We start from the raw sequence: 24,197 nt of genomic DNA, 5'->3' as shown, positions 1-24,197 counted from the left end.
CGCAGGTTGTCTGATTTTTAGGCTTGGTTTATTGATAGCACAGTGCTGTGGCGGGTGCAATTGCAAAAAAGCGGTAAAATTGAAAAAACTCATTAAATTACAAATATTTTTCATGTAAAAGTGATGAAAAAAACAGAGTAAAAAACTCGGAATTGCAGTTTTAGTGATCAAAAATAAGAGGATGAATAGTCGTTGTTTGCAGCAGGATAGTTTAAACTGCCGTAGCCTGTTTTTAGATCATGTATAGGGGACAGTTTTGAGGTTTTTTGCCATTCATCTTTTGCTCATAAGTTCAGTTATTCTTTCCGGCTGTCAGACCGCACAGAACACTAAAGTCATTGCCGGTGCTTTTAACCTGACCACAGGCTTGCAGCAAAAAGTGATGGATCATTATGCGCCTGGTGCGGTTATCGTCCAGCAAAATATTACCTATGCGCCGCAGCAGAAATTATCTCTGGATCTGTATCAGCCGCAGAATATTGCCAGTATTGGCCTGCGACCGACTATTGTCTGGATTCATGGCGGCGGCTGGATTTCAGGTTCTAAAGAACATGCGCGCGGTTATTTCAAGCTACTGGCGGCACAGGGCTATAATGTAGTATCTGTGCAATATCAGTTTGCGCCACAAGCGGCCTATCCAAGCCAGTTACATCAGATCAATCAGGCACTTACATTTCTCGATAACTATGCGGAAAACTACTATATTGATGCCCAGAACTTATATCTGGCCGGAGATTCTGCCGGGGCGAATATGGCCAGCCATTACGCCGCTCTTTTGACCAACCCTGTATTTGCCAACCAATCCGGTATTCAGCCTCATCTGCAACCCGCGCAGCTTAAAGGTTTAATCTTGCATTGTGGAATTTATGACTTGGAAGCATTTGCCAGCACAGCGCCTGAAGAAATGAAAATTATTGAATGGGGTGTCTTTAACCTGATTCAGGCTTATACCGGCGATCGTAAATATGATGCCGAGTTTTTAAAGCAGATTTCTCCGATTCAGTATATTACGCCGTCTTATCCGCCCGTGTTCATCAGTGGCGGGAATAAGGACTTCCTGACCGATACTCAGTCGCTACCATTTGTAAAAGCTTTGAAGGAACAGCAGATTCCTGTGACTGAAATATTTTATCCAGAGTCTAAGGCCTGGCTCATTCATGAATATCAGTTTTTTATGGGCAAAAAGGAAAGTCAGCAAACTTTTGTCAAAACCCTGGATTTTTTACATCAGCTTTCCCCGTGAAGAGAAAACTGTGCAAAATGAATCTCTCAAGATTGATCGTGTCAGATCGTCCCGACAGCAATCATTGAAAAATAGTTTGGAGTTTAAAAAATGAATCCTGTGTCATGGGCATATTTATTGTTGGCATTGGCTATTATTGCCGAAGTGACTGGATCAACATTTCTGGTGAAGTCTGAAGGCTTTACCCGATTATGGCCATCTCTGGCAGTAGTCGTTTTATTCTGTATTGCGTTTTATTTGCTGTCTCAGGTGATTAAAGTAATCCCCTTAGGCATTGCATATGCAATCTGGGCGGGAGTAGGCATCGTTCTTACGGCAATCGCAGGCTATGTGATCTTTAAGCAGGCGCTAGATTTGCCCGCTTTTATCGGGATTGCACTGATCATTTCCGGTGTGGTGGTGATTAACCTGTTTTCCCAGACTGCAGGGCATTAAAAAGGCAGACAAGGTAGCTGCCTCATTTCTACAATAAGCTTATGCCACTTGCGGTTTAAGCTTAAACATTAAATAAACTATCAGACCAAGTAGCAGTCCCCAAAAAGCGGAGCCAATACCAAAAAACTGGATATTAGAGGCGCTAAACAGGAATGTCATCAGTGCTGCTTCACGGTCATGACTGTCCTGAAAAGCCAGCGCGATATTGTGGCCAATGGTGCCAAACAGGGCAATGCCTGCCAATACTGTAATCAGAATCCCCGGAAAAGCCATTAGTACACTGGTCAAGGTCGCAGCAAAAAAACCCATCAGGATATAAAACAGGCCGCAGCTCATACCGGCAATATAACGTTTGGCCGGATCAGGATGCGCTTGGACATCCAAGCTGACCGCCGCACTGATTGCGGCAAGATTGACACTAAAACAGCCAAATGGTGCCAGCATCGCCTGGGTAATACCCGTCCAGCCTAGAATAGAATTTACTTTCGGGGGATAACCATAACTTTTGATGACGGCCAAGCCAGGCAGGTATTGCGATGCCAGATTAATCACCATTAACGGTAAGGCTAATCCTAAAACAGCTTGCAGGCTAAATTCAGGTGTAATCCATACCGGCTGGGCAATACTCCAGTTCAGCTGCGGAATAGTAAAATTAATAAAGAACGGACAGAGGGCAATAGCCATTAACACGGTAATCACGATGCTATAGCGCGTACTCAGTTTTTTGGAAACCAGATAAATCGCCAGTACACAAAGCACGAATTCCCAGGACTGTTGCAGACTGCCAAAGACCGAGATGCCAAATTTTAATAAAACACCTGCCAGCATGGCACTGGTCAAACTTTGTGGAATAAACTGGAAAATTCGCTCGAAAATTCCAAAAAATCCCAGACAGGCAATCAGGATGCCAGAAATCAGAAAAGCGCCAATTGCTTCACCCAGACTATAGTGACCGGCAGAAGCAATGACCAGTGCCAGACCGGCAGTCGACCAGGCGGTTGAAATCGGATAACGATATTTCCAGGAAAGCAAAAATCCAGAAACTCCAATACCTATACCCAGTGCCCATAACCAGGAGCTAATTTGTGCCTGATTAGCACCTAGGCTTTGAGCGGCTTCAATGACCAGTACGGCGGAAACACTAATACCAATCATGCAGGTAATAAAACCGGCCATGATGGCGGGAAAGGAGAGATCTTGTAAAAGTTTTGGCATCATCCATGACACTATTTTTAAATGCGTTTAAATCATACGCTTTTCACGTATCAACACAATGTTTTTAACAATTTTATCCAAAGGTCTGCTGGCTTGAAGCCGGTCATTGCTAGAAAGTTGAAGTCGCCAGTTTAAGGCCAAAACCGCAAAACAGGATCCCAACCGCCGCGACACAGCTGGCAGTCACTTTATAGTTCTGATTGAAATAGGAGGCCAGTTTTACACCAGAAAAAATCAGGATCGACAGATAGGTCATACTGATCAATTGCAAGATTACAGCCAGAAGCGTGAATGTCAGGGCTGGATAAGGATAGGCAGGATCGACAAACTGCACAAAAAAAGACAGATAAAACAGAATCGCTTTGGGATTTAAAATACTGATTGTGAGCGCTGTACGAAAGGGCTGAACAGATTCTACCGTATCTGGAGTCGTCTTTTTAATCTGGACGCGTTGTGATGACTTTTCCGGAAAGAAAGTCTGGTAGGCCGCAATGATTAGCTTGATACCCAAGTAACTGAGATAGATCGCTCCAATAACTTTCAGTGCAATAAACAGTACCGGAAAGGCATGCAGTAAAGAAGCTGCTCCCAATGCTGTACATATAATCAGGATCAGATCGCCCGTATAAACCCCCAAGGCACCCATATATCCTGTCTTAATCCCAAAGCGCGAAGCAATCGACATGACATACAGGGAATTCGGCCCGGGCAGTAGCACAATCAACGTGGTTCCAATGATAAAGGTCGTTAGATCTGTGATACCAAACACGAAAAACTCGCATGAACAAAAAAGCCGATGCGGCATTATAGCAACATCGGCTTGGAGAAATTTGCTAAATTTTCTTTAAATCTCAGTGGTACTCAGGAAAGTTTCACGTAATAAAGCAGCCAGTTGCTCACGGGCTTTAATGAAACCGTCAATGCCGCCTTGCAATAATTCACTGGCCATCGGATCCTGTTTCAGTTGTGCTTCAAAATCGGCAGGGCTGATTGGGCTGAGTTCACCTTGAACTTTAATATCTTTGGCTGAGAGTTGGGCCTGCACTTCACGCTGATCATTTTCCAGTTCGGCCAGCAGGTTTGGTGCTACCGTGAGCAGGTCACAGCCGCTCAAGCCTAGAACCTGATCAATACTGCGGAAGCTGGCACCCATGATTTCAGTCTGAATACCATGCGCTTTATAAAATTCATAAATACGCTTAACCGAAAGTACACCCGGATCTTTTTCAATCGGGTAAGACTCAACGCCTTCAGCTTTTTTGTACCAGTCCAGAATACGGCCGACAAAAGGCGAGATTAATGTTACTTTGGCATCAGCACAGGCATGGGCCTGATGTTGACCAAATAATAAAGTCAGATTGGTATGAATGCCTTGTTCTTCCAGTGCTTTTGCTGCTTGAATGCCTTCCCAGGTAGACGCGATCTTGATCAGGATGCGGTCTGAATCAATTCCATATTGCGCATAAAGTGCCAGCAACTCTTTGGCTTTGGCAATCGTGGCTTCAGTATTAAAAGACAGGGAAGCATCGACTTCTGTTGAAACACGGCCTTCAATGAGTTTTAAGATTTCTACACCGAATTTGACCGTCAAAATATCAATCGTACGTTCAATCAGGGCGTCATCTGTATAGCCTTCTTGCTGGGCTTGCTGAAAAGCAGCTTCAATCAAGGCCTGATTTTCAGGTTGTTTCGCTGCTGCAGTAATCAGCGATGGATTGGTGGTTGCATCAAGCGGACGAAATTTTTCAATGGCACTCAAATCACTGCTGTCTGCCACAATGGCCGTCAAGTTTTTTAATTGGTTTAATGCAGTTAATGTCATTACGATCTAGTTCTATGGTTATTGCTTATGCTTTCTTATATATCATAAATGGCCGGTTTACCAAGTAGACTGTCGTTGAATTTCTGTGATTAATGCCCGGTTTTACGTTGTTTGCGCAAGTGATTAATCAAAAAATGAGCAGCTGTGCCTAATCGGGTTTCTCTGCTCCAGACCAGATCAACAAAATATTCAAACTTTGGGGTGAAATCGAGCAGGTTGAGAACCTGTAACTGATCTTGCAAATGTGGCTGCTCATTCAGCATTTCGAGTGGCAGAACCCCCCAGCCCAGTCCTTGCTGAATCATGCTGCAAGCCGAGTGGTGGTTGTCGGTGCGCCAGTAATTTCGTGAAAAGAGTAGTTCCGGCTTGATGGTGCGATCCCGACTGGCCACCACAATCTGCCTGTTTTGCAAAATCTGTTCATAACTGACTTGATCGAACTGACTTAGGGGATGCTGTTTGGCGACTACAGCCACCAGTACCTCACGTTTCAATTCCACAAACTGTTCCCGTGTTTCCAGTTGTTCGCGTTCAAACATCAGGGCCAGCTGTGCTGAACCTTCAAACAGCATACGATGTGCATCTTCCTGAGGTGCACTAAAGACATTGATTTGCAGTGAGGGAAATTCCTGTTCCAGCAACACGATATAATCGGTCCAGCGCGTATGCAGCAATTCTGATACCACTACGATATTCAGTTCAGATTCTTGGCCTGAACTTAAGGCTTGAGCGTGCTGTTTCCACTGGTTCATTTCTACCAGTAATTGCTGGGTTTTCTCATACAGTACCTGTGCCTGCGGGGTCGGTTTAGGTTCACGGCCCGAGCGCTGAAACAGCTCGAGATTCAGGTCAATTTCCAGATTGGCAATCGCCATACTGACTGCTGAAGGTACTTTACCCAGTTGACGCGCAGCCGCAGAGAAAGAACCGGTTTCCATCACGGTTTTGAACATCAGCAGTTGCTCCTGATTAACATTCATAGCTTAACATTTCATTTTTATTGATAGATTATAACTCGAATAATCAGATTTAAAGAAATATAATTTCTAAACTCTCTGATGAATTAAGCTGATTTGATATGTTAATTACCAAAAGAAGACTGATTCATGCCACCTTATATGAAGGTATTCTACTGGTCGTGATCGCTGTTCTGCTAAGTACATTAATGCATATGCCCCTTGAGGTAACAGGCGTTCTCGGGATTGCTATGGCTGTGACTTCAGTACTCTGGAATATGCTGTTTAATCATTATTTTGAAAGGTTTGAAGCGAAACATCGCCTGAAAAGGACTATTAAAGTGCGGATTGCCCATGCAATTGGCTTTGAAGGCGGTTTGATGCTAGCGACCATTCCGATGGTGGCTTATGCCTTACACATGAGTCTGGCTCAGGCCTTTCTGCTGGATTTGGCTTTAACCCTCTGTATTCTGGTGTATACCTTTATCTTCCAGTGGATTTATGATCATCTAGAAGCCAGACTGGGGCAAGAGCCGGATTATCGGAAAATCTCATCATCAAATAAGCCATAAAAAATACCACACAGTTCAGGCTCCTTTAGGGAGAATGCCAAAGGTGAAATATTCAGCGATGAGGACTTGATCAGGTCCTCATTTTTTATGCTCGAACCCTACTGAAAATTAAGCTATAAGACTTTGATTTTTTATTTTAATTTTTAAATTTATTGGGGAATTCAATGCTATTTAGACGCGCGATCTTGTCAGTGTCCATCGTGTTGCTGATGTCTGGTTGTGGGGGTGGAGGAGGTGAGAGCAGTATGCCACAGCAGACGCTTCCGGATCCCGTAATTTCACCAGGTTCGGGTGAGCAACTGAGCAAAATTGCGGAATTTAAGGTTCTGGATGTAGGTTCGGAATTAACAGCAGGGAATTTCGGTCTGAAAACCTGGAATCCCACCGCCATGGTGGTAAATGGCGATGTGCTTTATATTGCCAATAGTCAGGCCGAATCGAATATTCTACGTTATGACTTAAAACAAAAACGTGCACTCAGTGCGATTGATCCTATGAAAATTTCGGGTCTGGCCAAAAAATGGGACAGCCTGAATGATCTGGAAATTCATGCAGGGCGTTTGTATGTGGCCAATTATGGCTCGAACCGAATTGATATTCTAGATATTAGTGGTGAGCAGCCGAGCTTCATTATGGCACTCGGCATAGGTGTATGGTGGGGCGATGCGCTTAATTATGCGCTGGTACATAGCAATGCAGTGACTGCTGACGACCGTTATGTGTATGTACCTGATATTGAAGGCCGGATCAATGTCTGGCGTCAAAGTGATGTGACAGCGCAAAACCATTTAAAGGCCCGCAAATTTGCACGGCTCAGCTTGCCGGGCTGTGCACGCAACTGTAATGCAAGTATGGAGGTCATGGGCGACTATGTGTATACCAGCCTGCCGGATGGTATGACTTATGTCCACGATATCAATCAGATTCAGGAAAATGGAAATAATATTACGCCCATTTTAACAGAAACCAATTTGTCGGCAGTCATGCATCGTCATAACGATGGCTTGGTCTATGTGTCACGAAATGATGGCACTGTAGAAAGTTACAAGGAAAAATCCTTTAACTTAGACTCTATCTTACCCAATAAAAGTGTGGATACCTTCCGAGATTATATTGTAAAAGGGCAAACCCAGAGCAGCCGACTAGCCAAGGCCAGCGATCTTTATATTTATGGTCAGAATCTATTACACATGGCCAATCAGAAAATTCATATTCTGCCAATGCTGACCTTGCAACAGAATAAATCCACACAGCTAAACCAAGCTATGATTTTAACCGAATCTAAAGCGCGCGAAAGAAACCGTGTCTTGCAGGATGGTGAATCATGGGAAACCTTGACCAATAGCAGCCAGCGTTATGTCTATATGGACAAGATTTTATCGGCAACCCTAAATGGCAATCGCCTGCATTTGAAAAGCTACAGTGCTGTCCCTGTACGTGATTTGCAGATTCGTGCCAAGATTAAAAACTCAGAAGACTGGGTGATTCTGGCGAAGCTGGATCAGTTGACGCCATTTTCGAATGCCAGCTTTGATCTCAAGTTGACCGATCAATCCCGTTTCCCGTTGCTCGATGGCACAGGCTCGATCCAGCTCGCAGGTCTGAGTCAGACCACGCAAAACCCAAGCAATGTTTTTGATCTGAAAATTAGCTCTGAGACCGATGAGCACGTCAAAAAGCTGAATCAGATTAAAGCCAAATGGAAAATTTATTTTGGTACCTATGATGAACCGAACAAATGGTGTCGTATTACGCCGGTCTATGCCCGGGAATGGGTCATGATGATGACCAATCTGGCCTATATGCTCAGTACTCTAGAATTTGAAACCTTATGGTTTAACCATAAAGCGGTCATGGACACGATTTTTTTGGCAATGATGGTCAGGTAGAAGGGCCGAATGGTTTCTTTCAGCCAGAAGATTATGTCCGGATCTATCGGGAAATTCTTAACCGCAATGAAATTAATCTTGGCATTACCAATATGGGTGGTGGTTTAGGTGGTGGAGCAGTATTAGGAGTAGATACTTGGTTATTCTATGGCCATTACAGATTATCTGGTTATCGAATTATTGCACATGAATTTGGTCATCATTGGGGCGGGCATAATAGTGTCTGGGCCATGTCGAATTATGGCTTTGAAGCTATGGTCGATTGGTTAAACTTCTATTTCCAGCGCCGTCCAGGCTCAATTCCTTATATGGACCCAAATGTGAATGCTTTCCACCTAACACCCGACAGCGCGCTTTGTCAGGGTGTGAACCAGAATATGGTGAAAGGTGTGGCATCGACTGCACCGTGGAACAAAGTGGATGAATATTTTAAAAATAACCCGATGCCAAATCCCTAAAACATAAAAAAAGCCCCTCATTTGAGGGGCTTTTTAATTGGATCGGTCAACAGATTATTTTTCAATAATCGCCGTTACACCTTGACCACCGGCTGCACAGATCGATACCAGTACGCGACCTGAACCTTTCTGGTTAATCAGTTTTGCTGCTGTCGCAATGATACGACCGCCAGTTGCTGCAAACGGGTGACCGGCAGCAAGTGATGAACCTTTCACGTTCAGTTTGGCACGGTCAATTGCACCCAGTGGAGCGTCTAAACCTAAACGCTCTTTACAGAATTTCGGATCTTCCCAAGCTTTCAGCGTAGACAATACTTGAGATGCAAAAGCTTCATGAATTTCATAATAGTCGAAGTCTTGCAGTTTCAGACCGGCACGCTCTAGCATACGTGGTACTGCATAAGCAGGCGCCATCAACAGGCCTTCTTTTTTCTCGACAAAGTCAACTGCAGCAGTTTCCTGGAAAGTCAGGTAAGCCAGCACTTCATGACCGTTTGCCTTCGCCCATTCTTCAGAAGCGAGCAGTACACAAGAAGCACCATCTGTCAGTGGCGTAGAGTTACCTGCTGTCATGGTACGTGCATCACCTTTACCAAAAGCAGGTTTAAGTTTTGCCAGCTTCTCAACTGAAGAGTCTGGGCGCAGGTTGTTATCACGCTTAAGACCCAGGAATGGCGTGATCAGGTCATCAAAGAAACCTTCTTCGTATGCTGCAGCCATTTTCTGGTGTGAAGATGCAGCTAGCTCATCTTGCGCTTCACGGGAAATACCCCATTCCAGTGTGGTAATTGCCTGATGATCACCCATAGACAGACCTGTACGCGGTTCACCATTTTTTGGTGCATCCATCAGGTCTTTCACATTGATCTTGGTCAATGCTTTTAGACGGTCTTTTGCAGTTTTCGCAATGTTTAGCTCAAGCAGTGCTTTACGTAAACCATCGCCAAAAGCAATCGGCGCATCGGAAGTTGTATCTACCCCACCTGCGATGCCCACTTCGATTTGGCCTAAAGCAATCTTGTTGGCAACCAGAAATGCCGCTTGCAAACCAGTACCACATGCCTGCTGAATGTCATAAGCAGGCGTTTCAGGTGCAAGGGCTGTGTTCAATACGCATTCACGGGTCATGTTGAAATCGCGGCTGTGTTTCAGTACAGCACCTGCAACCACTTCACCTAAGCGTTGACCTTGAAGGTTAAAACGTTCAACCAGACCATTCAGGGCTGCTGTGAACATATCAGTATTGGATGCCGTAAAGTAAGCACCGTTAGAACGTGCAAATGGAATGCGGTTACCACCGATAATCGCAACGCGGCGAACTGTATTTTGGCTCATGTTTGGTTCCTGTTGAACAGAAGTCTGTGTTATAGATGTTGAATCTTGTTGGCTTGAAGTCGTTTTTTTGGTACGTGCAGATGTACTGCGTGTACGTGTGGTTTTAGCCGGACTTTTTTCTGTGGCATTGGCTGTATCAGGATTTTTAGTGCTACGCTTGCTACGCGTTGATGGTTTTGACACAGTTTCTGTCGCAGAGTTCTCGACTGCTGGATTTTCTTGAGTTGTTTTGCTCATAAGGCTTTACCAGGCAAATAGATCGTCTTCTTGGCGGTTACATTAGCATAGAAGAAGATAAGCTGTATTGACTACAATGACATTACAGACTGCGCTTAGGTCAAGTCATCTGCCTGTTATCTCAAGTATGATTGGGCGGAAACTGGTAGATCTATTGAAATATAAGTGTCTGGCATCATACTGAAGTTTAAGGATAACTTTAGATCAACCAAAAATTAATTTGTATGAGAGATAATAAACATGACTGATCAGTACCAAACTTTTGCAAAATCTCCTATTGGTAAATTTGTCATTAAAAATTTGGGTTTGCCATCCCCAACTTCTTTAGACCGTTTTGAGTCTGCTACGCCGGTGGTAAAAGGCGCAGTATTATTGGGCGCAGCACCAGCAAGTCCATTGACGGGTGCTATTGCTCAGGTTCTGGCAAATATTCATGCCAACAGCTATGCAGGTAATAATGCTGAGTTGCAACAGGCGGCTGCAGCATCTGGGCTGAATCTGGGTGCATTTAACCCGGGCGATAAAGAATCAAAATTCAAGGTCGTTATTTTTGATGCTTCAGGGATCGAAAATTCAGAACAGTTAAAATCACTTTATGATTTCTTTAACCCGATTGCGCGTCAAATCCAAAGTTCTGGCCGTGTCGTGATTGTAGGGACTACGCCTGAAACTGCTAAATCAGTCAGTCAGTCAATCGCTCAACGTGCACTGGAAGGTTTTGTAAAATCTGTTGGTAAAGAGTTTAAAAAGGGAATTGCAGCGAACCTGATCTATGTAGATGCAGGCGCTGAAGCAAATCTTGAATCTGCATTACGTTTTACAGTTTCGCCGCGTTCTGCCTATGTGTCTGGTCAGGTGATCCGTGTTTCACCAGCTGAAAAAGTAGATGTAGACTGGACCAAGCCATTAGCGGGTAAAACTGCGGTTGTGACAGGCGCAAGCCGTGGTATTGGCGAAGCGATTGCCCATGTACTAGCACGTGATGGCGCACATGTCATCTGTCTGGATGTTCCACAACAGCAGGCAGACCTTGACCGCGTAGCCGGTGAGATCGGCGGTTCTACCTTGGCTATTGATATTACAGCTACAGATGCAGGTGAAAAGATCAAGGCAGCGGCAGCTGAGCATGGCGGCTTAGATATCATTGTGCACAATGCCGGAATTACCCGTGACAAGACCTTGGCCAATATGAAGCCTGAGCTGTGGGATCTGGTGATTAATATCAACCTGTCTGCAATAGAACGCGTGAATGATTATTTAATCTCCCACGATGGTCTAAATGCCAATGGCCGTATTATCTGTGTGTCCTCAATTTCCGGGATTGCAGGTAACCTGGGTCAAACCAACTATGCAGCCTCTAAAGCCGGTGTGATTGGTGTAGTAAAATTCACAGCACCGACATTAAAAAATGGTATAACCATTAATGCCGTTGCACCAGGCTTTATCGAAACTCAGATGACGGCTGCGATTCCATTTGCGATCCGTGAAGCGGGCCGTCGTATGAATTCGATGAGTCAGGGCGGTCTACCTGTCGATGTTGCAGAAACAATTGCAATGTTTGCCTCTACTGCATCAACAGGTTTAAATGGCAACGTGGTACGTGTATGTGGTCAAAGTCTGTTAGGGGCTTAAAGCATCAAGTCCTTTCTTGCAGTTTAATTAAAGCTCAGGGAGAGGATTTAGGAGAGGGAGATTAGGGGCCTTTTTTTAGCCCTCTCTCTAACTCTCTCCCAAAGGGAGAGAGAACTCCACTCATATATAAATGAAAAGAATATTTTAAAGGTTCAGTATGAATACGCGCCATTTTAGTCAACTTCCAAAACCTTATTTAGCCTATCCAAAAGTGATTCAAGGCTTGATTTTTAAAAAGCCGAAAGCTGAAAAAGTTCTACCGCAAGTTGAATATGTGGTGGATTCATTCAAGGTCGATCAGAAACATCTGAAAGCCTATAACGAAGTTTGTGGTTTTAAAAATAATGGTTATATTCCAGCAATCTATCTGACGGTACTTTCACAAAGTCTGCAAATGCACATGATGACTTCAGAAGCATTTCCATTTCCGATTTTGGGTCTGGTACATATCCGTAATCAGGTCAAGCAATACCGTAAAGTCGGTGTGAATGAGACTTTGACGCTGTCATGTAAATTTGGCGAATTGCAGCCGCACGATAAAGGCGTGCAGTTTGATTTCATTACTACAGTCAAAGTGGGAGGCGAGGTCGTAGTTGAAGCATTGACGACTTATCTGTCACGTCAAAAGACCAATGCTAAAGCTGCTGCAAAACCTGCAGAAAGCCAAGCGCCCGAATACAAACTCAATAATGAATGGAACATCTCGGAAAATACTGGTCGCCGTTATGCCATGACCTCAGGTGATTTTAACCTGATCCATATTCATGCAGTCACAGCGAAAGCCTTTGGCTTTAAACAGGCAATCGCACATGGCATGTGGAGCAAGGCCAAAGCACTGGCGAATCTGTCATTGCCAGATGCTTATGAAGCGGATGTCTGGTTCAAGTTGCCGATGTACTTGCCATCTAAAGTTGAGTTCCTGACCGCGCAGGCAGCGAATGATACAGATTTCCTGATTCGAAACAGTAAGAATCAAAAACCGCATGTCACCGGTCATATTAAAGCGATTTAAATCTGAATCAAAAGCCTAAACCCGATTTAGGCTTTTTCATTTTAAGGGATCAATATTCTATGGATAGAATGATGCAGCCAATTAAAGATTATCTGTTTGCTGATCAGTACAATTATCAGGGCAATGTCGATGAGCATTTCAGTGACCTTGCCCGTCAGTTTAGCCGTTTGCAAGATGCACGTACCGAACAGGGTGGTGCGGCGCTGGTAGTATATTTTGAGGGACAAAAGGTCGTCGATATTTATACCGGTAAAAAGTCTTTAACCGAAAACTGGCAACCCGATACCATGTCGCTGTGCTATTCCACAGGCAAAGGTGTGCTAGCGACATTAGCGCACATTCTGGTGAGTCAAGGTTATCTGGATTATGATCGACCGGTTGCAGGATACTGGCCTGAATTTGCACAAAAGGGTAAAGAAAATATTACTCTGGCGCATATGCTGAGTCATCAAAGCGGATTGTTTGATATCCGTAATATCATTGATGATGCCACTGAAATGGCCGACTGGTCGCATATGCTAGACCGGATTGCGGCAGCGGAACCACGTTTTCGAGTTGCAACCGATGCAGCTTATCAACCGCTGACCTTTGGCTGGCAGGTGGGTGGGGCATTAGAAAAAGCGACTGGTAAAAAACTGGGTGCACTGATGCAGGAATATCTGGTACAGCCACTACAGTTAAATGGTGCTTATTTTAGCGTACCGACGCATGAGTTAGCTCGGGTGGCCTTACCTATTTTAAAGCCTAAAATAACCAAGTCTCAAACACAGACTGAGAAAAAAACTTTGTCAAGGCAACCAAGCCTGATGGAACGAGCCTTGGTATGGAGTGGTCAGAGTCCACAGGATTTTCAGGATGCCATGATTCCCAAAGGCATGAAGAAATTTAGTTTCTTTAGTGAACACGGTCTACAAGCGATTATTCCGTCTGCCAATGGAGTATTTACCGCAGAGAGTCTGGCAAAAATCTATGCCATGCTGGCCAGTCGTGGTGAATGGCAAGGACAGCAACTGATCTCGCAGGAGGTATTCCAGCGACTTAGTCAGGTGCAATACAAAACAAGAGATCGGGTCATGCCTTTACCGATGCACTGGCGCTTGGGTTACCACCGTGTTCTCACTTTAGGAAAAGCCTCTAAAGGTTTTGGTCATATGGGCTTTAATGGCTCTGGTGCCTGGTGTGACCCTGAACGGAATTTAAGTTTTGCCTATACGCATAATTTCCCGACAGGTTCATTAACCGGAGATTACCGTCTTTGGGGCCTGACGCAGGAAACCTTGCGCTGTGCGGATGCGGTACTGACTGGACGTAAAGGTTGGCGCTAAATATCCCTGATTGGGGAGTTTAGTAAAGTCCTTAAAATATGTTATTTTGGCGTGACTCCCAGTCTGTGGTATGAAGTGATGAAAAAAGTGCTGATGATTCCTCTGGTCGCAAGCAGTGCCTTGTTTGGCTGCCAGGATCAAAACCAATCGACGGCAAATACTGCTATTGAGGCTAAAGCTCAGATTCCTGCCTGGGTCGGGAATTATCAGGGCACCACACCCTGTATGGGATGTTTTTCCAGTTGTGACGATTGTCCGGGTATGGCTGTTGCTTTGAGCTTGCATGATGATCGGACTTTTACGTTATCACGTGAAAGCTTGAGTGGGCATAACCCGATTGAAACCATTACTGGGCCGATTCGTTTTCAGGATGATACGCAACAAAAGATTGAACTGCTGAATGTCGATACCCGCAATCTGGTTTATGTGGATCTGAAAAAGCAGGTTCTGGAAATTCGTGAAGATCAAACAGGCAAACGCTACCAGATGCAAAGTGACTTTATCCTGTTTGAATCGGTCTGATTTTAAGAAAATATATGTTTTATATCCCTTTTTCAATGATTTTGATCAAGGGATTTTTATTGTTTATAAACCGGCATTCATTTCACTATTTACTAAAAAAACAGTATGCTTAGACCTGTAAAAAGGAGCATACATGTATCAAGTACTTGCGCGAAAATACCGTCCTCGTAATTTTAATGAATTGGTGGGGCAAAACCATGTTTCACGTGCTTTAACCAGCGCGCTCGAACGTGGCCGTTTGCACCATGCCTATTTGTTTACAGGAACGCGTGGTGTCGGAAAAACCACGATTGCACGTATTTTGGCGAAGTGCTTGAACTGTGAGACCGGTATCACCTCGACACCGTGTGAAGTCTGTGCGACTTGTAGCGCCGTCAACGAAGGACGCTTTATCGATTTGATCGAAATCGATGCAGCCTCACGCACCAAGGTTGAGGATACTCGCGAGCTGCTCGACAATGTGCCTTATGCACCGACCCAAGGTCGTTTTAAAGTCTATCTGATTGATGAAGTGCACATGCTGTCCACGCATTCTTTCAATGCTTTATTAAAGACTCTGGAAGAGCCACCTGCGCACGTCAAGTTCCTGTTTGCTACGACCGACCCACAAAAGCTGCCAATTACCGTAATTTCACGCTGTTTGCAGTTTACTTTGCGCCCATTGGCTGTTGATGAAATTACCGAGCATCTGGCCCAGATTTTAGGCCAAGAAAGTATTCAGTCGGATCAGGATGCCATCTGGCAAATTGCCGAATCTGCTCAAGGTTCTTTGCGTGATGCCTTGTCTCTGACCGATCAGGCGATTGCCTATGGTCAGGGTGCGATTCAGCATCAGGATGTCAAAGACATGCTGGGCTTGATTGACCGGACCATTATTTATGATCTGATTCTGGCGATTCACCAGAACCAGAAAGCACAGGTCAGTCAGTTGTTGCTGCAATTCCGTCAGCAGGCTTTGGATGTGTCACTGGTTTTAGATCAGTTAATTTCGACTTTGCATGAACTGGCTTTATTACAATATCTGCCAGATTTAAGTCTGAAATATAGTGCTGAAATCAATCAAAAGATTATGCAATTATCCGGTTTGATTTCGGCGCAGGATTTGCAACTGTATTATCAAGTCGCATGTAAAGGACGCGCTGATTTACAGTTGGCGGTGACTCAGGAACAAGGTTTTGAGATGACGGTGCTACGCTTATTGGCATTCCGTCCCTTACAGCCAAGCGAGGTTCCAGTCGTTCATGAAGCCGCAACTCAACCAATAGCAGCTTCTCCTACACGTCTACAACAGCCCATTCAGACACAATTGCAGTCTGAAACAGTCACAGCAAAAACATTTGAAGCGGAACCGACCTTCGATGATTTCTCTCTGGACGATGAGACGGATGAGGAAGCTTATACGCCATCAATGCCTGAACCATCTTCAGATGATTTTCTCCATGAAGAAAAGTCCACTAATGATCATGCACCTGAGCCTGTTCAACAGGGAGTAATTCAGACAGCGATTGAGGAAGTACAGTCTAGTGATCAGATCGTTTTTGATCCAAATGACGACAAAGGCCTGTTTGGTTTTGATGAAATCGAGAGTAGCGTAGAAGCACCGGCGACAAGCAGCAGCTCGGATGATTTCCTGCTTGAAGAGTTTATTCCTGTAGATGCTGTTACTCATGTCGAAGCAGCACAAGAAATATCTGCTGATGAGGAATTTAGTCTTGCCTCACCGGAATTGGAACTTTCACAGGAAACGATTGCTCAGCCTGTGATTGAAGAAGTCGCTCCGATTCAGACTGCGCTACCGGATGACATTTCCCAAGATTTAAATACGCAGAATCTGATGCCACAGGATATTTTAAAAATCCCTGAGCAAATGTTAGAGGGTGAGTGGAGCGTCGAAAAATGGGAATACTGGTTCCGTAACAGCCAGCTTTCTCCAGCAGTGCAGGAACTGGCACAGTATGGTGTCATGAGCGGACAGATTAATGGCCAATCCGTTTTTCATATCCCTGAGCAATACCAGCAACTTTTGACACAACTGCAACATACTCTGGAAGCTGCTTTACAACAGCAGTGGCCGCAAACTCATTTCCAGGTGAAATTTGAAAGTGTGGACCAGCTAACACCCTATACCATGCAGCATCAGCGGAAGGCTCGTGCCTTTAAACGCGCTGAAGAGCTGTTACAGGCTGAACCTGCGGTACGTGACCTGTTGCAGCAGTTCGATGGTGAATTGCAAAATATTCAGCTGAAATAGACTGGATTTTAAGGCACAACAAATCGAGATAAGGCATCCCGCATTTCGGCTGAAATCGGGGTGCTTTTTCGTGTCTCACGATCGACAAATACATGAACAAAATTACCCTGAGCTGCAGCTGTATCCGAATTGCGTTTAAAAATGGCCAGATCGTAGCTCAGTGATGAATTTCCCATGCTTTCAATGGCCACGCCCACTTCAATAATTTCCGGATAAGACAGTTCCTGATTAAACTGGCAGTTGGAGCTGACCACCAGCCCAATCATCGGAGAGTATTTCGGATCAAAGGCCGCTTCCTGAATCAGCAGGGCATTGGCTGCGGTGTCAAAATAACTGTAATAAGTCACATTGTTGACGTGGCCATACAGGTCATTGTCTGCCCAGCGGGTCTGAATGGGCAAGAAAAAGGCATAGTGTTCGCGTTGTTTGATCGTGGCTTTCATCAGGATTCGCTCTCAGCTAGACAAGGCTTAGTGTGGAAATAGATTTAGGCATAAATCGCCTGGTAAATCTGGTAAGCGTCATCCAACTTGAGTTCGCGTGGATTGTTCTGCAACAGCCGGCTTTGTTGCATGGCATCTTCTGCCATAACCATCAACATCTGTTCTGGTACATTTAACTGCTTTAATTTTAAGGTTAAGCCGCTCTGTATCAGATGATTATTAAAATGATCAATAAACAGATCGGTCAGTCCATCATGACAACCTTTACTGTGGGGATCTAACCAGGTCATCAATTCGGCATAGAGCTGTTTGGCTACAGGTGCATTAAATTTTAAGACTTCGGTCAGCACCAAAGCATTGCTATGTCCATGCGACAGATGAAAATGCCCACCGAGTGGATAAGCCAGCGCATGCACGGCGGCAACCGGTGCGTTGGCAAAGGCTTGTCCGGCCAGCATGGAACCGACCAGCATATTTTGACGGGCATCTAGATCATGACCATCTTGCAGAACACGTTGCAAATTGGCATTCAATAATCTTAAAGCCTGTTTGGCCAGCATATCCGAATAAGGATTTTTCTTGTGTTTTGAGGTATAGGCTTCAATGGCATGTACCATGGCATCGATTCCGGTGGCAGCGGTAATCTGTGCCGGCAAATTCCGAGTGAAAGTCGCATCCAGAATAGCAATATCGGCATAGAGAATAGGCGCGACAATGCCGCTTTTGGTGGTTTCACCTGTAGTAACAATCGAAATTGGTGTGACTTCGGAGCCCGTTCCGGCTGTGGTGGGAACCAGAATTAGAGCTAAACGTGGCCCGGTGGCATTATCGACGCCATACAGATCGGAAAGCGTCTGATGCTGCTCAGGATGCGCCAAAATCGCAATCAGCTTGGCCACATCCATCGAGCTGCCACCACCAAAGCCTAGCACCACATCAATCTTTTCCTGCTTTGCAAAAGCTGCTGCTTCAAGCACTACGTTATCGGGCGGGTCAGCCTGAACATCTGAGTAAATCACATAATCCAGACCGGCAGATTCAATAATATCCAGAATCGGCAGATGTAATTGCTGCTTCAGCATACCCGGGTCAGTCACCAGTAGAAGACGTTGATAACGGCCATTTTTTAGAATTTTAAATAATTCCTGAATCGTGCCTAGTCCGGCAATGATATTGGGGACGGTTTGAAACTGAAAACGATTCATGGCGATATCCTTGATTTTTTTATTGCAAATACGAGATTATTCTATGGTTGTGAGATAGGAATCAGTATATAAATAACTTAACATAAGAATCCTTAAAATAAAGTAGCTCTGAGGTTGTTTATGTCATCCAGAACGCCATACAAGGTGTTATGTGTTTGTTTGGGAAATATTTGCCGCTCTCCCACGGCAGAGGTGGTACTCAGACATTATTGTGATGAACAGCAACTGAATATTGTGGTCGATTCTGCTGGAACCAGTAATTATCATCCGGGCAAGGCCCCAGACCTGCGTAGCCAGCAGCATGCACTGAAACGTGGCTATGATCTGTCAACGCTTCGCGCACGTCAGCTGACCACGCATGATTTTATTGATTATGATCTGATTCTGGCAATGGATCTGGAAAACCTATCTAATATCCAGAATATACAGCGTCTGGCCGAAACTGAGTTCGGTCATTTACGTGCACGCGTTGCATTGATGAGTGAGCATGATCAGGATTATCCACAACAGGCCTTGCCCGATCCTTATTATGGCGAAGCGGATGGTTTTGAACGGGTGCTCGATCAGTGTGAGTCCAGCAGTCAGGCATGGGTTGAAATTTTCAAACAGAATGTACACAAGGTTTAAGCAATGCAGATTCAAACTCAGGTTCAACTTAAACCCTTTAATACCCTAAATTTAGAAGCCATTGCTTCACACTATGCCCATATTCAATCAACCGCTGATCTGATTGCTGCACTGGATTTTGCGGAACAGCAACAACTCAATGTGCTGATCCTGTCAGGCGGCAGCAATATGTTGTTGCCGGAGCAGATTGATGCACTGGTTCTGCATATGGATATTCATGGCATTGAAATGCTGGATGCTGATGATCAGACGCAGCGCTTACGTGTAGGCGGTGGTCAAGGCTGGCATGACTTCGTGCTCTGGACTACAGCACAAGGTCTGTATGGTTTACAAAATCTGGCCCTGATTCCTGGACGTGTCGGTGCTTCGCCAGTACAGAATATTGGCGCTTATGGCGTTGAAGTCGGCGAGTTTATTGATTCCGTCGAGGTCTATGACCGTCAGCTGAAACAGTTTGCTTCGATTCAGGCAGCCGATTGCCAATTTGCCTATCGGCATAGTATTTTTAAAGATGATCCAAATCGTTATGTGATTACCCATGTGACTTTTAGATTACTTAAACAGCCAGATTTGAAACTGAATTACGGTGATCTGAAGACTGCGGTTGGTGATCAACTCACAGCAGAAAACCTGCAACAACAGGTCATCCAGATTCGCCAGAGTAAATTGCCTGATCCGCAAGAATTCCCTAACGTGGGCAGCTTCTTTAAAAATCCTGTGGTTGATCAGGTGGTCTTTGATCAAATTGCTGTATCTTTCCCGAATTTACCCCATTACCAGCAAGCCAATGCGCAAGTTAAACTTGCAGCAGGCTGGTTAATTGATCAGGCTGGCTGGAAAGGCAAACAGTTGGGCCCTGTCGGCATGTTTCATAAACAGGCCTTGGTCTTGGTGAATTATGGTCAAGCCTCTCTCACCGATGTACGTAAAACTTATCGTGCAGTACAGCAAGCGGTTTGGGATAAATTCCAGCTGATGCTGGAACCTGAACCTGTATTGTTCGATAAAAATGGTCTGATCCGCTCTCATCAGGAAGAGGAATAACATGAAGAACACCCATTGGATGGTACGTTTTCTACAAATTGTCACTGGACTATTTGTACTATGCGGCTGTCTGCTGGTGTTTATTTATACGCCTTTTTACTCAAAAATCATCGTAAAGGGTTTAAATCGCTTTGCATCAGTAGAACTCAATGAAGTTGCGGCTCAAAGCCAGAAAATGGCTGCACTCAGCGAACATGAAAATCTGGAACCTGGGTCTGACTTGTGGATTGCCCGACAGGCATATTTAAAGGTCATGGAACAGGATATTCAGCAAAATAACTCGGCTAATCTGCTTCTGATTCAGGCGCGTTATAAAGCGCTACAGAAGGTGATTGAAGACTATCAGCGCGAGCAGCAAGATCAAAAATCAGAGCAAAGTCCATCTGCCCAGGTACCGTTATTGCCCTCACAGGAAGATGCAGAACCAGTCGATCCGGCAGCCAATGTCCGGGAATTGCTGGAGTGGGACAGTAGTGAAAATAAGGAACGCATTGAGCAATATATGGAGTTTTTGACGACGCATCCACTTGAGCAGGGTGAAGCCAGTTCGGTACAGGAAACCGATGGAGAGGAAATCCAGCAGGACTTGGCTTTACTACAAGAGCAACAGCAGGCTAAACCGGCGAATAGCTCCCAACCTTATGCCATTGTGGTATTGGGTGGTGGCTTAACCCTAGATGACCAAGGCAAAGAGATCATCGTCAATAACTATACGCGACTACGTCTGGAAACTACGCTGGCAGTAGAGAAACATTATCAGTTGCCGATTGTTCTGAGTGGGGTCGAAGCACCGTATATGCAGCGCTGGTTAAAAAATCATGGTGTCGATGCCAAATTACTGGAAGATCGCAGCATGAACACCTGTGAAAATACCCGTTTCAGTTCATTATTATTACAAAAGAAAGGTGGAGCGCCTACAGTGATTCTGATTACGGATCGTTATCATATGCCGCGTACCCGCCGTTTATTTGCGTTAAATGGCATACAAACCATTCCGGTAGAAGCACCGATGCCAACGCCATTGACACGGTGGCGTCCAAGTGCACAAAATTATGATCACAGTCGTCGTGCCAATTATGAAATGTTGGCGACCATGCGCGATATGTGGTTTGGATCCAGTGACTGTCGGGAGGTGCCATAATGTCTGATATCCCATTTTTAAATCCCACCATTCTGAAACAGCTGGATTTACCCATTCCGAGTCGGGATGTTACGCCTCAACTCTTGCCACCTTTAAACCTGAATCGTAGTGATGAACCGCCGATTGATCTGCAGTCCTATCGCAAGCTTTATGGTTTTGATTTACTGGACTGCAAACACTGGCAGGGCTATGTACAGATGCCTTTATTCAGGTTACATGTACAGGTGTTTGAGCCAAATCTGGAAAATACCCGCTTTGATAAGATTCAGGGAACTGCTTTTCTGTTGCATGGTTATCTGGAACATAGCGGTATTTATCAGCCCATTGTCAAAGAGCTTTTGGAGCAGGGCTTTAGCGTATTGACCTATGATCTGCCTGGACATGGTTTGAGTGATGGTTCACCTGCCAGCATCCAGAATTTTGATCATTATCAGCAGGTTTTACATGCTGTACATCGTTATGTGCAACATGCCTCACAATTACCGAAACCTTGGGTCGGCATTGGGCAGAGTACCGGCGGTGCGATCTGGATGCACCATTTACTGGAGTTTGCACAGCGTCGTGAAAATCCTTTTGTTGAACGAGTCTTATTGTTATCACCATTGATTCGCCCCGCTAAAACTGCTTGGTGGCATAATTCGGTCGGATTGGGCATTATTAGCCGAATCAAACGTGAAGTTCCCCGACATTTCAGACGCAATAACCATAATCCGGAGTTTTTGCGTTTTATCCGGCTTAAAGATCCATTACAACCGCGAATGATGGGCATGGACTGGATTTTAGCGATGTCACGCTGGATGCTGGAAATGGAAGCGCGTCCGGCTTGTCGTATTCCAGTCTGGCTAGCACAGGGTGCACAGGATCAGACTGTGGACTGGCGTTATAATATCGAATTTATCCGACGTAAATTCAGACTCCAGACTTTGCTTATGCTAGAAGAGGGTTCGCATCAGTTAATCAATGAGCGTGCTGATATTCGTGCTGCATTGACGGGTTTGATTCCTGCCTTTCTGCATGCACACGGCAGCAAAACTTATTATTAATAGATTGAAAATTTAATATTTAAAAAGGCGTTTATGAAAACGCCTTTTTTAGTTCTAATGCTATTGATTTAAAATTTTTCTAATTGGGCCAAATTCCACATCCGGAAGTAGAAGTTCTCCTCATCCTTATTTTCACAGGACAATAATTCACCTTCTTTGAGCCAAAAATGAATCTGCGCAAAGTTCTTTATTTCGTGATTATTCACGCGTTGTGCCAGATGATGCGCCTTAATAGCGGAAGGGTGTTTGAGACCTGCGGAAGCTATTAGTTCAGACAGGGCATGTAAGGTGTTTTTATGAAAATGAAACACCCGTTCGGCCTTGGTCGGCACATGTAAGGCTTTCTGGCGATCTTTGTCTTGGGTGGTGACTCCGACAGGGCATTGATTGGTATGACAACTTTGTGCCTGAATACAGCCCACTGCAAACATAAAACCACGGGCAGAGTTCACCCAATCCGCACCAATGGCAAGCGTGCTGGCAATATCGAATGCACTAATTATTTTACCACTTGCACCAATTTTGATCTTATCTCTCAAACCTGCACCAACCAGGGTATTGTGTACAAACAGCAAACCTTCTCTTAATGGGGCACCAACATAGTCAATTAATTCAATGGGTGCAGCTCCCGTTCCACCTTCAGAGCCATCAACCACAATAAAATCCGGATAAATCTGGGTATGTAACATAGCTTTGACCATGCTCATAAACTGCCACGGTTGACCCAGACACAGTTTAAATCCGACCGGTTTTCCGTTGGAAAGTTCACGTAATTTTTGTATGAAATGCATCATTTCAATCGGTGTGCTAAATGCCGGATGACTCGAAGGTGAAACACAATCATGATCACGGCTGATGCCTCGAATTTGGGCAATTTCTTCCGAAATTTTACTTTTAGGTAAAATACCGCCATGGCCAGGTTTTGCGCCTTGCGAAAGCTTGATTTCAATCATCTTTACTTGGGGTAGTTTGGCTTGTGCAGCAAAACGTTCCGGATCGAATTGTCCATCTAAAGTACGGCAGCCAAAATAACCACTGCCAATTTCCCAGACCAGATCACCGCCATATTCCAGATGGTAGGGACTGATACTGCCTTCGCCTGTATCATGGAAAAAATCACCTTTTTGAGCGCCGAGATTAAGTGCACGTATCGCATTGGCACTCATGCTGCCAAAGCTCATGGCTGAAATATTTAAAATAGAAGCTGAAAAGGGCTGGGTACATTGCTCATTTCCAATCAGGATACGAAAAGTCTGCGGATCAGCAACTTTGCAGGGCGTGATGGAATGACTAACAAAGCGGTAATTATCTTCATAGACATTCAGAATCGAGCCGAAAGGTTTATCAGAATTTTCATTTTTTGCCCGCTGATACACCAGACTGCGCTGCATACGGGAAAAAGGCAGTGCGTCCCGGTCGGCTTCAATAAAATACTGACGAATCTCGGGACGGAATTCCTCAAAGATAAAGCGGAAATGTCCCATAATGGGATAATTTTTCAGAATGGAATGCTTATTTTGTAGTACATCATACAAACCCAGCAAACTCAGCAGAATGCTCAGGATCCATAGGGTATTCACTAACGTTTGCGGCATAAAATAATAGATATAACGCGGTGAATAACCGATATGAAATGTAGTAAAAATTACTGCAATCAGAATGCAGGCAAACCAGACCGAATGGCGGGAAAAGAAAGTATTAAGCAGCTTGTGACGTACTAATTGAGCAGGGTTAGCCATTGTAAAATTAAGTCCCTATTTCTACTTCTATAGGGCTTTATGATGTGCAGA

At 44.7% G+C, this 24,197-nt stretch carries 20 protein-coding genes and 1 pseudogene; 13 read left to right on the top strand and 8 right to left on the bottom strand.

The genetic code is table 11. The annotated features are described in order from the left end of the window. The first annotated feature begins 256 nt into the window (after positions 1-256). Together AC1IR0_RS06225 and AC1IR0_RS06220 are read left to right on the top strand one after the other, a co-directional pair. Positions 257-1,243: an alpha/beta hydrolase gene (locus AC1IR0_RS06225; protein WP_409665604.1), complete on the top strand. Its 987-nt coding sequence runs from the start codon at positions 257-259 to the stop codon at positions 1,241-1,243. Between the two features lie 90 nt (positions 1,244-1,333). Continuing rightward, on the top strand, positions 1,334-1,678 hold the full coding sequence (locus AC1IR0_RS06220) for an SMR family transporter (RefSeq protein WP_005252206.1): 345 nt from the start codon (positions 1,334-1,336) through the stop codon (positions 1,676-1,678). A 39-nt stretch (positions 1,679-1,717) separates the two neighbouring features. Here AC1IR0_RS06220 and AC1IR0_RS06215 read toward each other — a convergent pair whose 3' ends face one another. The 4 genes from AC1IR0_RS06215 to aceR form a co-directional block, all read right to left on the bottom strand. Continuing rightward, on the bottom strand, positions 1,718-2,893 hold the full coding sequence (locus AC1IR0_RS06215; RefSeq protein WP_409665623.1) for a benzoate/H(+) symporter BenE family transporter: 1,176 nt from the start codon (positions 2,891-2,893) through the stop codon (positions 1,718-1,720). Positions 2,894-3,002: 109 nt separating this feature from the next. After that, positions 3,003-3,662 (bottom strand): leucine efflux protein LeuE, encoded by a 660-nt coding sequence (gene leuE, locus AC1IR0_RS06210; protein WP_004278829.1) that lies wholly within the window; start codon positions 3,660-3,662, stop codon positions 3,003-3,005. Between the two features lie 75 nt (positions 3,663-3,737). Beyond that, the gene (gene tal / locus AC1IR0_RS06205; protein WP_409665602.1) at positions 3,738-4,715 is read right to left on the bottom strand and encodes a transaldolase; all 978 of its coding nucleotides are present in this window, start codon (positions 4,713-4,715) and stop codon (positions 3,738-3,740) included. An 89-nt stretch (positions 4,716-4,804) separates the two neighbouring features. Further along, positions 4,805-5,695, bottom strand: coding sequence for an HTH-type transcriptional regulator AceR (gene aceR / locus AC1IR0_RS06200; protein ID WP_409665600.1), 891 nt, complete (start codon positions 5,693-5,695; stop codon positions 4,805-4,807). A gap of 98 nt (positions 5,696-5,793) precedes the next feature. On the opposite strand from aceR, the gene AC1IR0_RS06195 reads away from it, so the two are divergent. Continuing rightward, positions 5,794-6,243 carry an AceI family chlorhexidine efflux PACE transporter gene (locus tag AC1IR0_RS06195; protein ID WP_409665598.1) on the top strand — a complete coding sequence of 150 codons (450 nt, stop codon included), beginning with the start codon at positions 5,794-5,796 and terminating at the stop codon, positions 6,241-6,243. A gap of 164 nt (positions 6,244-6,407) precedes the next feature. Then, positions 6,408-8,590, top strand: a pseudogene (locus AC1IR0_RS06190) (LVIVD repeat-containing protein). Between the two features lie 54 nt (positions 8,591-8,644). On the opposite strand, the gene AC1IR0_RS06185 reads toward AC1IR0_RS06190, so the two are convergent. Beyond that, positions 8,645-10,162: an acetyl-CoA C-acetyltransferase gene (locus AC1IR0_RS06185; protein ID WP_409665596.1), complete on the bottom strand. Its 1,518-nt coding sequence runs from the start codon at positions 10,160-10,162 to the stop codon at positions 8,645-8,647. 240 nt (positions 10,163-10,402) lie between these two features. On the opposite strand from AC1IR0_RS06185, the gene AC1IR0_RS06180 reads away from it, so the two are divergent. From AC1IR0_RS06180 to dnaX, 5 genes are all read left to right on the top strand, one after another. Next, positions 10,403-11,794: a 3-oxoacyl-ACP reductase gene (locus tag AC1IR0_RS06180; protein WP_409665594.1), complete on the top strand. Its 1,392-nt coding sequence runs from the start codon at positions 10,403-10,405 to the stop codon at positions 11,792-11,794. A gap of 157 nt (positions 11,795-11,951) precedes the next feature. After that, complete coding sequence (locus AC1IR0_RS06175) at positions 11,952-12,806, top strand: MaoC family dehydratase (RefSeq protein WP_409665592.1); 855 nt, start codon at positions 11,952-11,954, stop codon at positions 12,804-12,806. 59 nt (positions 12,807-12,865) lie between these two features. Continuing rightward, positions 12,866-14,131: a serine hydrolase domain-containing protein gene (locus AC1IR0_RS06170; protein WP_479741230.1), complete on the top strand. Its 1,266-nt coding sequence runs from the start codon at positions 12,866-12,868 to the stop codon at positions 14,129-14,131. A 78-nt stretch (positions 14,132-14,209) separates the two neighbouring features. Beyond that, positions 14,210-14,653 (top strand): copper resistance protein NlpE N-terminal domain-containing protein, encoded by a 444-nt coding sequence (locus AC1IR0_RS06165; protein ID WP_034608473.1) that lies wholly within the window; start codon positions 14,210-14,212, stop codon positions 14,651-14,653. A gap of 133 nt (positions 14,654-14,786) precedes the next feature. After that, positions 14,787-16,904: a DNA polymerase III subunit gamma/tau gene (gene dnaX, locus AC1IR0_RS06160; protein ID WP_005097263.1), complete on the top strand. Its 2,118-nt coding sequence runs from the start codon at positions 14,787-14,789 to the stop codon at positions 16,902-16,904. Between the two features lie 8 nt (positions 16,905-16,912). On the opposite strand, the gene AC1IR0_RS06155 is transcribed toward dnaX, so the two are convergent. Then, positions 16,913-17,347: an acyl-CoA thioesterase gene (locus AC1IR0_RS06155; protein WP_005170474.1), complete on the bottom strand. Its 435-nt coding sequence runs from the start codon at positions 17,345-17,347 to the stop codon at positions 16,913-16,915. Positions 17,348-17,391: 44 nt separating this feature from the next. After that, a complete protein-coding gene (locus AC1IR0_RS06150) occupies positions 17,392-18,552 on the bottom strand; it encodes an iron-containing alcohol dehydrogenase (RefSeq protein WP_005170476.1) in 1,161 nt (386 codons plus the stop codon). 120 nt (positions 18,553-18,672) lie between these two features. Between AC1IR0_RS06150 and AC1IR0_RS06145 the strand changes: the two genes are divergently transcribed. The 4 genes from AC1IR0_RS06145 to AC1IR0_RS06130 are packed head-to-tail and all read left to right on the top strand — an operon-like array spanning position 18,673 to position 22,407. After that, positions 18,673-19,179: a low molecular weight protein-tyrosine-phosphatase gene (locus AC1IR0_RS06145; RefSeq protein ID WP_005170478.1), complete on the top strand. Its 507-nt coding sequence runs from the start codon at positions 18,673-18,675 to the stop codon at positions 19,177-19,179. 3 nt (positions 19,180-19,182) lie between these two features. Next, positions 19,183-20,223, top strand: a complete 1,041-nt coding sequence (gene murB, locus AC1IR0_RS06140) for a UDP-N-acetylmuramate dehydrogenase (RefSeq protein ID WP_409653679.1) — start codon at positions 19,183-19,185, stop codon at positions 20,221-20,223. A gap of 1 nt (position 20,224) precedes the next feature. Continuing rightward, positions 20,225-21,364, top strand: coding sequence for a YdcF family protein (locus AC1IR0_RS06135; RefSeq protein WP_409653682.1), 1,140 nt, complete (start codon positions 20,225-20,227; stop codon positions 21,362-21,364). Next, on the top strand, positions 21,364-22,407 hold the full coding sequence (locus AC1IR0_RS06130) for an alpha/beta hydrolase (protein ID WP_005263275.1): 1,044 nt from the start codon (positions 21,364-21,366) through the stop codon (positions 22,405-22,407). Before AC1IR0_RS06135 ends, AC1IR0_RS06130 begins: the two co-directional genes overlap by 1 nt. Before the next feature lie 68 nt (positions 22,408-22,475). Here AC1IR0_RS06130 and AC1IR0_RS06125 read toward each other — a convergent pair whose 3' ends face one another. After that, positions 22,476-24,146 carry an FMN-binding glutamate synthase family protein gene (locus tag AC1IR0_RS06125; protein WP_004645422.1) on the bottom strand — a complete coding sequence of 557 codons (1,671 nt, stop codon included), beginning with the start codon at positions 24,144-24,146 and terminating at the stop codon, positions 22,476-22,478. Between the last annotated feature and the right edge of the window lie 51 nt (positions 24,147-24,197).

This window comes from Acinetobacter sp. 129952 (assembly GCF_056642055.1).
This window is presented reverse-complemented; position numbering and strand designations above follow the sequence as displayed.